Source organism: Thermodesulforhabdaceae bacterium (genome assembly GCA_037482015.1).
GTDB lineage: Bacteria > Desulfobacterota > Syntrophobacteria > Syntrophobacterales > Thermodesulforhabdaceae > JAOACS01.
Genome location: JBBFKT010000002.1, coordinates 111,178 through 124,305 on the forward strand (window position 1 = coordinate 111,178; position 13,128 = coordinate 124,305).

General features: G+C 43.4%; 11 protein-coding genes. 9 read left to right on the forward strand and 2 right to left on the reverse strand.

What is annotated here, in order from left to right:
* Positions 1 to 48 precede the first annotated feature (48 nt).
* Positions 49 to 924, forward strand: a complete 876-nt coding sequence (gene sppA / locus WHS38_04820) for a signal peptide peptidase SppA (GenBank protein MEJ5300293.1) — start codon at positions 49 to 51, stop codon at positions 922 to 924.
* On the opposite strand, the gene WHS38_04825 is transcribed toward sppA, so the two are convergent.
* Together WHS38_04825 and WHS38_04830 are read right to left on the reverse strand one after the other, a co-directional pair.
* Positions 906 to 1,688 carry a hypothetical protein gene (locus tag WHS38_04825; protein MEJ5300294.1) on the reverse strand — a complete coding sequence of 261 codons (783 nt, stop codon included), beginning with the start codon at positions 1,686 to 1,688 and terminating at the stop codon, positions 906 to 908. The two genes, sppA and WHS38_04825, sit on opposite strands and share 19 nt — an antisense overlap.
* A gap of 17 nt (positions 1,689 to 1,705) precedes the next feature.
* On the reverse strand, positions 1,706 to 3,217 hold the full coding sequence (locus WHS38_04830; GenBank protein ID MEJ5300295.1) for a DEAD/DEAH box helicase family protein: 1,512 nt from the start codon (positions 3,215 to 3,217) through the stop codon (positions 1,706 to 1,708).
* A gap of 302 nt (positions 3,218 to 3,519) precedes the next feature.
* Between WHS38_04830 and WHS38_04835 the strand changes: the two genes are divergently transcribed.
* The 8 genes from WHS38_04835 (at position 3,520) to WHS38_04870 (ending at position 13,125) form a co-directional block, all read left to right on the forward strand.
* Positions 3,520 to 3,852: a hypothetical protein gene (locus WHS38_04835; GenBank protein ID MEJ5300296.1), complete on the forward strand. Its 333-nt coding sequence runs from the start codon at positions 3,520 to 3,522 to the stop codon at positions 3,850 to 3,852.
* 15 nt (positions 3,853 to 3,867) lie between these two features.
* Positions 3,868 to 5,316 carry an RtcB family protein gene (locus tag WHS38_04840; protein ID MEJ5300297.1) on the forward strand — a complete coding sequence of 483 codons (1,449 nt, stop codon included), beginning with the start codon at positions 3,868 to 3,870 and terminating at the stop codon, positions 5,314 to 5,316.
* Between the two features lie 656 nt (positions 5,317 to 5,972).
* On the forward strand, positions 5,973 to 7,025 hold the full coding sequence (locus tag WHS38_04845; protein MEJ5300298.1) for an RNA polymerase factor sigma-32: 1,053 nt from the start codon (positions 5,973 to 5,975) through the stop codon (positions 7,023 to 7,025).
* A 27-nt stretch (positions 7,026 to 7,052) separates the two neighbouring features.
* Positions 7,053 to 8,432, forward strand: coding sequence for a CCA tRNA nucleotidyltransferase (locus tag WHS38_04850; GenBank protein ID MEJ5300299.1), 1,380 nt, complete (start codon positions 7,053 to 7,055; stop codon positions 8,430 to 8,432).
* Positions 8,433 to 8,486: 54 nt separating this feature from the next.
* On the forward strand, positions 8,487 to 9,911 hold the full coding sequence (pyk, locus tag WHS38_04855; GenBank protein ID MEJ5300300.1) for a pyruvate kinase: 1,425 nt from the start codon (positions 8,487 to 8,489) through the stop codon (positions 9,909 to 9,911).
* 20 nt (positions 9,912 to 9,931) lie between these two features.
* Positions 9,932 to 11,227 (forward strand): TolC family protein, encoded by a 1,296-nt coding sequence (locus WHS38_04860; GenBank protein ID MEJ5300301.1) that lies wholly within the window; start codon positions 9,932 to 9,934, stop codon positions 11,225 to 11,227.
* Positions 11,228 to 11,269: 42 nt separating this feature from the next.
* A complete protein-coding gene (locus WHS38_04865; GenBank protein ID MEJ5300302.1) occupies positions 11,270 to 12,436 on the forward strand; it encodes an efflux RND transporter periplasmic adaptor subunit in 1,167 nt (388 codons plus the stop codon).
* Entirely contained in the window at positions 12,436 to 13,125 is a 690-nt protein-coding gene (locus WHS38_04870; protein ID MEJ5300303.1) for an ABC transporter ATP-binding protein, read from the forward strand. Before WHS38_04865 ends, WHS38_04870 begins: the two co-directional genes overlap by 1 nt.
* Positions 13,126 to 13,128: the final 3 nt, after the last annotated feature.

The following is a 13,128-nucleotide window of genomic DNA, read 5'->3' on the forward strand; positions in this document are numbered from 1 at the left end:
GGATCACCCTTTCTATTTGTGATAGAGAAATAAAACTGTGAGTGTGCCATGAGAGGAATTTTGAAAGGAATTTTGTGGGTTTTCTTTATAATCTTCGTGCTAATTCCCCTTTTGATAACGGTTGGTTATATACTCTGGGATAAGAAGGAGGACCTAAAAACAGGCCCACAGATTGGAATCATCTGGGTTAAAGGGCTTATAGCAGATTCGCGGGAATACATCGAAGGACTGAAATTTTTCAGAGAAAACCCCAAAGTGAAAGCCATTATTCTGCGAGTTGATTCTCCAGGGGGAGGCGTCAGCGCAGCTCAGGAAATATACCGTGAAGTGGAAAAAACAAAAAGTGTAAAGCCTGTGGTAGCATCACTTGGTGGTATGGCAACTTCGGGTGGATATTACATATCCTGTATAGCCAACAAGGTTGTAGCAAACCCGGGAACCGTGACAGGAAGCATTGGTGCAATTGCAGTTTTCCCGAATTTCGAAAAGCTTTTCGAAAAAATAGGCTATAGCACGGTTGTAATTAAAAGCGGAGAATTCAAAGATACGGGAAACCCGTCTAGACCTATGACTCCAGAAGAAGAAACGCTCCTGAAAGACACGATACTCGAGGTGCATGATCAGTTCGTAAAGGATGTTGCCAGGGCTCGGGGCATGGAAGAATCAGCCGTGCGACAAATAGCAGACGGTAGGATATTGACTGGAGCAAAAGCAAAAAGTTTAGGACTTGTAGATGAACTTGGTAATCTTCAGGACGCCATTGAACTTGCAAAAAGTCTGGCACACATTGAAGGAAAACCCCAGGTGATCTATCACGAAAAAAAGAAAAAACTTCTGGATATTATTCTTGGTGAAGAAGCAACATCAAATCTCCGAGACCTACTCTTCAGCACTTTTCATCCTATTCAATGGCGATATCCGTAATTAAAATCAGGAGCTTTTCCTGAGATAACATCCGAAAATAGGGAGAACTTATGGCATAGAAAAGTTCTTCTATTAATAACAGTATTACCTTCGGGCGAAAGGAAAACCATTGGTGGGAAGTTAAGCCCGGCAAATAACCAGCCTTTTTCGGTGAGCATCCATTCAATAGCAATATCATCAAGATTGGCTTCGTAAACGATCTTAAGCGATTGTTCAATAACTGAACTAGGAATAGTTTTAATAGAACTATCCGTTTTGAAACCGGTCAGTTCGTAAAAGATAAAAACGAGAACAAGACGGGCTATGATATCTTTTGACTCTTCCTGAATGATGGTCATACGCTGCCTAAGCTTGAGTTCTTCGTCAAGCTTTTCTTTTGTTGTAACAAGCTTTCCTTTAGATTGATCATTCTTTAGATCCAGTATTTTTAGCGGGAGGGAGAATGTTTCCAGGACGTCATCTGCTGAGGTATTTCTTCTGTAACATCTGGTTTTCAACATAGGTACATTGAGATAAGAAGCGAGAGCAAATTGAGCAAATCGCCATTTTCGAAAATGGTAGGAGAAAGGCGAAGGAAAGGTCGGCTTTCCCGATGCTTGAAAAATCGTCACATACTTACTGGTTGGGAAGAGAACAACCGGGGTAATTTTAAGAGCGAACAAATCTTCACTGGAATAGCAACTAAACTGAGGACGTACACCCAAAGTAATTACATAGGGACATCCCTTAAGGAGAGACCCTAAAGCAACGAAGCGTAACTGCATGTAAACCCGCTTAAATCTTACCCACTTTGAACCCCTTCTTTATGGTGTTGCAAGATTACATCAGGCGGGAATCCGTAATTATAAGATCTCATTCTGAAATAATTTGATAAAAGCCCAATATTGGTATCAACATAATCGAAAATCTTTATCTTTTTATGTCTGCGATCTAATGGTTGTTCACCCTTTCCAGAAGCTCCATTTCCGGGGACAGATGTGCTGATGGTTTTCAAAGCATTGAGGAGAGGATTGGTAAAGTAAAGAGGAACAGCCAGAAAAATGCTCCTGATCCCTTTAAGGTAAGGATAGCAGTGGGTGAGAATCCTAGGGGTAACTATAAGAACGTCGTAGTGGTCAGGTATGTAACCGGGGGGTTCGGCCATACTTAATCCACCAGATTCTTCATCATAAGCATCTCTCTCATCCGATTCTTTAAGAAGATCATAAGGAATAGAAACCTTGTGGACTGAATAACCTCGATTAGATAAAAGCTGATAGAATATCTCTTCCTGGATTGGCCCTCCGGTTATAACGACTACTGGACCATCGCCTTTCTGCAAAGCTTCTTCAATGTCTTTTACAATTAACTCAGTTCGCGATTGATCTTCCATAAGTTGCTGAAACATACCAAGATAATCTGCTCTAGATCGATATGAATATGTAAAATTGGTAGGTTTCGCGATTACCTCAGCCTTTATTACTCCACAGCCTTCGCGAGCGCTTTTAGCATCTATTGAATATACAGGCTCTCCAATGTAGAATCTAATCATCTGGAAGTGTTTATCTTGAGGGTTGAATTCGTGACAAATGGCCAACATATACATTGAATCGAATCTGGGAATAATTTGGGTAATTATTCTAGTTGGGCAACGGTGAGCATCGTCCAGAATAATATAACCGAACTGATCGGTAAGCTCTCCCCAGTATTTAGCCACTTCGCTCGTATGAGCTATAGTAATACGTTTTCCAATGGTTTTATTCCCCTGAATGTAAAGCCCGATCTCCTCTTCTGGGATCTGAAGAAATATCTGGATTTTCTTATACCAACTTTCAAGAAGTTCCAGCTTGGGTATCATTATAAGAGTAGGTTGTTTTCGTTCGGTTATAGTGTAAAGAGCGATTACCGTTTTTCCTGTCTTATAACCGCCCACAATCGTTGCAAAGTCTCTCTCCAAAACCGCTTCTGCAGCTTGCTGCTGATATTCTTTGAGATAGCCATGAAAGTCCACATCAATAGGGGGAAAGGATCTTCTGAGATCAACCAGCTTATAGGGCTGTCTGAGTCTCTGGCAAGATATTATCAGTTCGTGGTAAAAACCTCTTGGAATAACGTAATATCCTCGAACTTTTCGTATGCACGATATTGTGGGAGGAATGTTTCCAATCCACAATCCAGCATTATGACGATGCTGATATTCGGGATTTGTAAATACAAGCTTTTCATGAAGTTTTCGCTCAAAAATAGGTGAAAGACCTCGAACAGGAATCTTGATCATTTCGCCCACTTGAATAGGAATAGCTTTTGTCTGCATTGTCTATACATTCCTCCAGTTATTGCATTTAAGCATTTTGCACCATAATTTCAGGATTGCCCTCCGTCTGTATTGTAACATGATGACCACAGATTACAAGTAATGGTATGGTGTTTGAATGTCAGATTTTTATTATTACAACAGAACACTGCATACCTATTCATCACCCTACAATAAAAAATCTTATCGACCTTGCACCAAAACGTTATGTCTTGTAAAAAGAGCAAGTGTCTATAATGGTTATCATCTCAGACACCTTCGGAGTTATTCACTCAGGAAATATACTGGAGGATCTAACTAAAATGGAAGAAAAAAAATCTTGGCTTGAAGCATTTACTGAACTTGCAATCGAATTCAGTAAAAAAACTGAACAACTTTCGGATAATATGGCCAATATGCCGCACCATGAAGTTTCCGTTTTTTTAAGACGTCATGCCGATGCCACCATTGGTGCCTTCCGTTCTGCTCAGTCTGCTTTATTTAGAATTCTGGATCTTCAGGAGCATAGCGAATTAGAACTCATTCGCTCCCTTTTTCTTGAAATGAGCAGGCGATTTGATGAAATGCAAGCGTTGTTTTTTGCTGCACTTGAAGGTTATGATGAAAAAAAGTCATCAGAAATTTCTGATGAGTAGAACAGGAGGTTTATTATGGGGAAAATAAAATGTGTCGCTATAGATCAATGGAGATGGAAGATTCCAAAAGAAGGCAAGATGAGAACCGATGGACTGATTTACGCCCGTGAAGATATGCTAGATCTCATTATCCAGGATCAGAGCGCTCAGCAGGTAGCAAATGTAGCTACTCTTCCGGGTATCGTCGGTTACTCAATGGCTATGCCGGACATCCACCAGGGATACGGATTTCCTATAGGTGGCGTGGCTGCTTTCGATCTAAACGAAGGAATCGTTTCCCCTGGTGGTGTGGGTTACGACATTAATTGCGGCGTAAGACTCATGACCACCCATCTCACTAAAAAGGATCTTTCGGATGATAAAGTTAAGAGTCTAGTTGATGAGCTGTTTGAAAATATTCCTTCAGGAGTTGGTTCTTCCCGGAAAGATTTTTCATTGTCCCAGTCTGAACTCCGATCAGTGCTGGCGGAAGGAGCCAAATGGGCGGTTCGTAAAGGATTTGGCAAAGAAAGCGATCTGGAACGTATAGAAGAAAATGGGTGCATACCCTGGGCTGACCCGTCTGAAGTATCATCAAAGGCTCTAGAACGAGGCAAATCCCAGCTTGGAACTCTTGGTTCTGGAAATCATTTCATCGAACTCGGTTTTGTTGAAGAAATTTACGATAAAAAAGTGGCTGAAGTTTTTGGGCTGTTCCCAGACCAGCTTACCGTTTTTGTCCATACCGGCTCAAGGGGTTTAGGACACCAGGTTTGCGATGATTTTATCGCCATACTTTTGAAGAGTGTAGCAAAATACGGCATTGACCTCCCGGATCGCCAGCTTTGTTGTGCTCCTATACGTTCACCAGAGGGTAAGGCTTATCTAGGTGCTATGGGCGCTGCAGCCAATTTTGCCTTTGCCAACCGTCAGATGATTTCTCACTGGGTTGCGGAAACTTTTGAACAGTTTTTCAAAATGCCGGCAGAGCGCCTGGGACTTTCGCTTCTTTACGATATTGCTCACAATATCGCAAAAATAGAACGACATGTTGTAGGGGGTAAGGAAATGGAAGTTTGCGTCCATCGCAAAGGGGCAACTCGATCCTTTGGCCCAGGGAGAAAGGAAGTCCCAGCTGTGTATCGATCTGTAGGTCAACCGGTTTTGATACCCGGTGACATGGGACGCTACAGCTACGTTCTGGTGGGCACAGAGAAAGCGATGGAAGAAACCTTTGGTAGCACCTGCCATGGGGCAGGGCGACTATTGAGCCGGCATCAGGCCATGAAGGTGTCCCAGGGACGATCAATTCCACAAGAATTGGCTGAGCGCGGTATATATGTCCGTGGAGCAAGTAAGGCGACTATTAAAGAAGAAATGCCAGAAGCTTATAAAGATGTTAGCAGAGTAGTGGAAGTTGTCCATAATGCAGGGCTTAGTCTTAAGGTGGCCCGGTTGCGTCCCGTTGGAGTTATCAAGGGATAGATTTTAAAAATCTTTAATCCCCAGATCCGGCTCTTCAACCACAGAATAGAAGTCGCTGCGGAGCAGGGCAAGTGGTCTAGAGGCCGCGAAGCTCTCGTGATCAAGGCGAAATGGTGTAAATTCGGCGGTTGTGCAGTAGGGGCGAAAAATTTTTCGCCCCTACTTTACGCCTGTGAAAGGGTGACGGTGATGAACCGGAGCGAGAAATCAGCAGAGGCCGTAGTATCTGCCTGCAGAGGCAACCATAAGAGGTCGCCCCTACGCTTCTCGAACCGCCCGGTGGGGACCCGCATGCCGGGTAGTGTGGGAATGGATCGGTCAAACTGACCGCCCCTATCTCAATGGTTCCTGCCAATTCTTTTTGTTTTTTGTTCATCTCGGCAACCATCCTTCATATTACTAATGGTCACAGGGAACCGTAAAATTTGCAATGCATCGGTCGCCGGGGACGGCGACCCCCCAATATCTTGCCACCATCGAAATAACTATATTTTTAGAACACACTCTCGTCTTTGTTTGCTATGGCATAGCTTTTGTGGTATCTAAAAGTTCTAAAAAGGTGATCCATCGTCCACCAGATGCGCTTTTAAATGGGAGCGCAACAGGATCTGATGGAGTGAAGGGAAAGCCACATAAAAAGGAGAGGGGGAGATTACATGAAGCTTAGAAAAGAGCGGCAGGCGAAAAAAGAGGATGCTGTGCCTGAATTTAAAGATGATCTGGAACAGGATTTTTCCCCTGATTTTCCTGCAGAGTTGCCTGATGAGGAAACAATGGAGCTTCTGCCAATTCAGGAAGAAGAAATTGTCCCCGCTCTTCCAGAAATCGTCGTGGATGAGAAGACCGCTCTCGATCCGCTTTATCTCTATCTACAGGAGATTAAAAAATATCCTTTGCTGACTCGAGAAGAGGAAATAGAACTTGCTAAGAGATACCACGAAAAAGGTGATATTCAGGCAGCATATAAGCTTGTTACATCTAACCTTCGCCTGGTCGTGAAAATAGCTATGGAGTTTCAAAAATACTGGATGAGAAACCTTCTTGATCTCATTCAGGAAGGTAACGTAGGGTTGATGCAAGCAGTAAAGAAATTTGACCCTTATAGAGGATACAAATTTTCTTACTACGCCTCATTCTGGATCAAGGCTTATATCATTAAGTTCATCATGGACAACTGGAACTTGGTAAAAATTGGCACTACTCAGGCTCAAAGGAAGCTCTTTTTTAACCTGAGGAAAGAAAAGGAGCGTCTTGAACGTCAGGGGATTGATGCAACACCGGCTCTTTTAAGCCAGAAGCTTCATGTTAAAGAGTCAGAAGTCATAGAGATGGACCAGAGGCTTAGTGGTTCCGAGGTATCACTGGACAGTCCCCTTTCATTAGGTTCCGAAGATACTCATATCGCTTTTCTCGCCGACAGTGCTCCTCTGGCCGACGATCAAATTGCTGATAATGAAGCAAGGGCAATACTACATGAAAAGCTTATGAACTTTAGAAAGCATCTTAAAGGTAAAGAAGCTGTTATATTCGATACAAGGCTTATTGCCGACGAACCTCTGACTCTCCAGGAGATAGGAGATCAGTTTGGAATCAGCCGAGAACGAGTAAGGCAGATAGAAAACCGTCTTAAACAGAAACTCAAAGCTTATCTCGAAGAAGAGATAGACGATTTGGAACTTCTTCGCGAAAGTCTTATCGAAGCAGACTAATAAATTGCGTTGGAAGGTGGTCTCATTATGGAAAAGCTCTTTCCAGAAAGGTTAAATCTACCTTTTCCTCCTGAACTTCGTAACTTCCTTGAATGGCTTAAAAAAAGTGGTTTTTCAGCTTGGATTGTGGGAGGAGCCATAAGAGATTTTCTTTTAGGTCTTCCTCCAAAAGATTGGGATATTATTACGGACGCACCCGATGATGTCCTTCTTTCTTCGCCATATCGAACAGTGGCCGTAGGTGCTCGTTTTGGCGTTATCGTCGTTGTGCTAAGTGGTATGCCAGTGGAAGTTGCCTGTATTGGTAAAACAACCCCCGCCGGAACCTTAGAAGCTGATCTCGCTAGGCGCGACTTTACAATAAACACTGTAGCTATGCCATTTGAGGGAGAGGAACTTATCGATATCTTCGGCGGGATTAAAGACCTTAAGCGGCACATTATAAGAGGAGTGGTAAATCCGGAAGCTCGTTTTAGAGAAGATCCTTTGCGAGTGCTCCGTGCTGCTCGGTTTCTGGCAGAATACGGCTTTACCATAGAAAGGAAGACCTATAATGCCATGAAAGAAACTTCCCCACTGCTTAAAGATGTGGCAATAGAACGCATAAGGGATGAATTCTTTAAGCTTATCGTTGGGACTCATGTGCGAGATGGGTTTGAGATTCTTAGAAAAACCGGTGCTTTCAAAAACTTTTTCCCTGAAATCCTTGAAGGATGGATGAAAAAACAAAATGGATTTCATCTTTTCCACATTTACCGTCATACCGTTGAAGCAGTGGCTCACACGCCACCTAGACTGAGAGTGCGTCTCGCTGCATTATTTCACGACATTGCAAAACCTAGAGTAAGGAAGAAAATTAAAGGCAGATTTCGTTTTTTTGGGCATGAAACTTTGAGTGCAGAAATGACAAGAGAGATTCTCAACCGTTGGAAAACAAGCCATACACTCATTGAAGATGTCGTAACTCTTGTTAAAAACCACATGGTTCACAATATCAACGAGTGGTCCGATGGTGCAGTAAGGCGACTTATAAATCGAATAGGCAACGATCTTATGGATGATTTTTTGGATCTTCTTCGAGCCGATCGTCTGGCTCACGGTGTTGATCCCGCTGACACGGGAGAAATTGATCTTTTGCGAGATCGGATTAGTCGCATTCAATCTTCAGGATACCCTCGTTCAGTTAAATCTATCGCTGTAAATGGTAACGATATAATGTCCGTTCTTAACATCGGTCCGGGTCCTCAGATAGGCAAGATCCTCCAAATGCTTTATCAATATGTGCTGGACCATCCCGAAGATAATAAACGTGACGTGCTACTGGCAATGATTCCGAATCTTTATTATTCCGACCGGAATATAAAATCCATTTCTTCCAAGTTCTTGCCTGCACAGAGTGGTAATTAAAGTAAAATAAGGCCTTTTGTTGTGATGACAAATATAAAATGAAGAACCGAGCCAATGAGTGAAAGACAGAGAAAAACGAAAATTATAGCCACCGTTGGGCCTGCTTCGGAATCGCTGGAAATGATAAGACAGCTAGCAAAAGCAGGTGTCGATGTGTTTAGGTTAAACTTTTCTCACGGAACCAGATCTGAGCATGCTGCTAGAGTGAATCACATAAGAACTCTCTCCAGTAGTGAAAACATCTGCCTGGGTATTCTTCAGGACCTCGGAGGACCTAAGATCCGCCTTGGACAACTACCAGAAGATCAGATGGAACTTACAACAGGCTCGAAGGTTTATCTGGTTCCATCCCAAAAAGAAAAGCCTGGTTCGAATGTTATTCCAATTAACTATCCATATCTTTTAGATGACGTGAGAGAAGGAGATCGAATTTTACTTGTTGATGGCACAATGGAACTTGTGGTTGAAAAAATTCTCGAGGATGCTGTTCTGGCTAGAGTTGTGGTTGGCGGGGTAGTGAGATCTCACAAAGGAGTGAATCTGCCTTCGAGTGCCCTCAGAATCCCCGCTTTTACCGAAAAAGATCAAGAGGATCTGGAATTTGGACTTTCTCTGGGCGTGGACTTTGTGGCTTTATCTTTTATACGGCACGAGGATGATGTAAAACTTCTTCGGGAAATGATTAAAAATGTGCCTGATCCTCCCATGGTGATCGGTAAAATTGAAAAACCTCAGGCTGTGGAAAGACTTGATGCTATTCTAAACGTAGTAGATGCAGTGATGGTTGCTAGAGGTGATCTTGGAGTAGAAATGAAATTGGAAGATGTTCCTATTATTCAGAAGCGTATTATCCGCGAGGCAAGACGGAGAGCCAAGCCCGTTATTACAGCTACTCAGATGCTTCTTTCCATGGTTAACAACCCTCAACCGACTAGAGCGGAAACTTCGGATGTGGCAAATGCAATTATTGACGGAGCGGATGCCGTAATGCTTTCCGAGGAAACAGCAATAGGACGATACCCGGTAGAGGCAGTAAGAGTGCTTGATAAGGTGGCTCGATCCACCGAAAGTGTGCTGGAGGACTTCCTGCAAAATTCTTTAGTGGAATCGGTTGAGCATTCTGTAGAAAACGCCATCAGCCGATCTGCCTGGGAAATTGCCGAAGAATTGGGTGCTTCGGCTATTGTGGCTTCTACAGCTTCAGGGAAAACAGCCCGTTTAGTGGCTCGATTCCGTCCTTCAATGCCAGTTATAGCAGTCACTCACCGAGAAAGCACCTTCCGCCAGCTAAGCTTATCCTGGGGAGTAATCCCGGCTCTTACCAAACACTTCACCAACACTGACGAGATGTTTCAAGAAGCGCGTCGCTGGGTGGTTGAACATAAACTTGCTAGACCCGGAGACAGAATTGTGGTCACAGCAGGCATACCTATTGGTCAGATGGGAACAACTAATCTAATTAGAGTCGTGGAAATATAAACTAAGGAAAGGCATAAATCATGACGATCTTACGAATGCTTTGGTGGATTGGTTTTAGCCTTGCGTTGGTAAACTTTTCCGCCTTTGCAGAAGATGCAGTGGTGGAGATCAAGCCGGGCGAAGTTTTGAATCTTCAGCGGTGCATTGATATTAGTTTAAGGCAACATCCTGATATTTGGGCAAGCCGTTATAGCGTTCAGGCGGCTGAAAGTAAAGTTGGTCAGGCCAAATCGGGCTATTATCCCCAAATAACCGCTACAACTGGCTACAGTAATACCAAATCGATGTCTACTCCTGATGTAACGGGTAAATCATTTAACGATTACATCGGTCAGACAACCCTTAAGCAAAACCTCTTTGATTTTGGTAAAACATCGGCTCAGGTTGATGTCCAGAGAAAATCCACCCAGTCCTCTCTTTTCGATTCCGAAAATACGACGGTGCAGGTTGTGTTTACCGTAAAGCAGGCTTACTACTCTCTTTTGCGAGCAAAGAAGAACTGCAATGTAGCAGCGGAAATCGTCAAACAGTATCAACTTCATCTCAATCAGGCAAAAGGGCTTTACGAAGTGGGAGTCAAGCCAAAAATAGATGTAACCAAGGCGGAAGTTGACCTTACCAATGCTCGCCTTAACCTCATAAAGGCCGAAAATGCCGTAAAGATTGCTAAAGCCACTCTTGATAATGCTATGGGGCTTCCAAGAGCTCCCGAGTATGATATTGAAGACAGCCTGACAATGGATAGATTGTCAATAACATTTGAAGAAGCCTTAGAAAGGGCATATAAGGAGCGAGCAGATTTAAAGAGTATTCAAGCTAAAATAGGATCTGCTACGAGATCGGTCGATTTGGCAAAGAAGGATTTTTATCCTAATCTCGCTACCAAAATTACTTACAGCATCCCGAGAAATGGCAATTTTTCCGGAGATGATTGGGATGTGGGACTAAGCTTTAATGTGCCTATTTTCAGTGGCTTTTCAACTACATACAAGGTTCAGGAAGCCAAAGCAAACCTGGGAATGTTGAAAGCCAATGAAGAATCTCTGAAGCAAAAAATCTACCTTGAAGTTAAGGAAGCCTATCTTAACATGGTGGAAGCTCAGGAAAGAATTAATGCAGCCGAACTGGCGGCAAAACAGGCTCAAGAAAATCTCGAATTGGCAAGAGGCCGCTACGGAGTTGGAACAGGTAGCTCAATTGAAATGACAGATGCTCTTGTAGCTTACGCTCGTTCTCAGGTTGAATATATCCAGGCGCTTTACGACTATAAAATCGCTGAAGCTAGTCTTCTAAAGGCTATGGGGGTAGGTAAGTAAACGGTTTTTGTCCTAAAATGTCATTAAAACGGAGATGTTTGAATGACACCAAAAAGAGTTTTAATCATCGTCGGATGGGTGATTCTGGTTGTTCTCATCAGTGTGTTCCTTAGCGACATTGGAGACAAAAAAGTCGAAGAAGGATTTTCAACAGCGAAAGTGACGAAGGGCGACATTGTGCAAATAGTTTCCGCCACGGGCACAATAAATCCTGTGGCTATGGTTCTTGTGGGCACTCAGGTTTCCGGCACGATCAAAAACATTTACGTTGACTTTAATTCGCCGGTGAAGAAAGGGCAGGTTATTGCCGAAATAGACCCGTCAATTTTGGAAGCTCAGGTGGAGCAGGCAAAAGCGAACGTCCTTGTAGCTAGAGCGAACTTGAAAAAAGCGGAAGCAACTCTTGCTGATGCGGCAAGAACTCTTGAAAGAAACAAAGCACTTTTTGCAAAGGATCTGATAGCAAAAAGCGAACTGGATGCTGCAGAAACAAATTACCAGACTGCAGTGGCTCAGGTAGGAGCCGCTAAGGCTCAACTTATTCAGGCTGAAGCCGCATTGAAAAGTGCTGAGACAAATCTTCACTACACCAAGATTATTTCTCCTGTGGATGGCGTGGTAATTTCAAGAAATGTTGATGTAGGTCAGACGGTAGCAGCAAGTTTTCAGACTCCAACTCTCTTCACTATTGCAAGAGACCTTACGAAAATGCAAATAAACACCAATGTTGCCGAAGCCGATATTGGCAAGGTTACTGTAGGTCAACCCGTTAATTTTACCGTTGATGCTTATCCGGACCAGATATTTCACGGAACGGTATCGCAGATTCGCCTTGCTCCTACAAATATTCAAAATGTTGTGACTTACGATGTGGTGATACTCGTTGACAACCCAGAATTAAAACTAAAACCTGGTATGACGGCTAATGTGTCTATCGTGACCGCCGAAAAGAAAGGAGTGTTAAGAATTCCAAATGCCGCCTTGAGGATTACTCTGGAACGGTTAGTAAAGAACGGAGAAAAACCAGGAGAACCTGGGGTCTGGGTGTTGGACAAGGGAAAACCAAAATTCGTTAAGGTTACTCTCGGTATAAGCGATGGAAGCTATACTGAGGTTGTTTCTGGTCTCGAAGAAGGACAGGATGTTATTGTTGAGGCGAAAGGTAAACCACAAAAATCTTCCAGTGCTTTATTGAGGTTTTTCCGCTAATGGCTCTTATTGAAGTTTACAACATCACAAAGATCTATAGAGTAGGGGACATAGACCAGCAAGTGCTCAAGGAGATTACGCTTTCTATTGATCGGGGAGAGTTTGTTGTAATAATGGGTCCTTCTGGTTCGGGGAAGTCCACTTTCATGAATATTCTTGGCTGCCTTGATGTTCCTACCTCCGGCACTTACAAACTTGACGGGAAGGATGTAGCCGGACTGAACAGGGATGCTCTTGCGGAAATAAGGAACAAAAAAATTGGCTTCGTGTTTCAAAATTTTAACCTTCTTCCGCGTATGACGGCTTTGGAAAACGTCGAACTACCGCTTTTATATAATGGTTTGTCCAAAAGGGAACGGCTTGAAAGAGCCAGGGAAGCTCTCAGACTTGTAGGGCTTCAGAACTGGGAACGTCACCATCCAAATCAGCTTTCGGGTGGACAGCAACAGAGAGTAGCCATAGCTAGGGCGTTGGTTAACAATCCATCCATTATCCTTGCTGATGAGCCAACAGGAAATCTTGATACAGCCGCCAGCGAGGAAATAATGTCCTTTTTTACCGAGCTTAATGCCAGGAAGGGCATTACAATAGTTTTGGTTACTCACGAACCGGATATAGCCCTTTACGGCCAGAGGATAATACGATTCAGGGATGGTCGGATAGTAGCGGACGAGCGGAGGACAAAGTAGAAA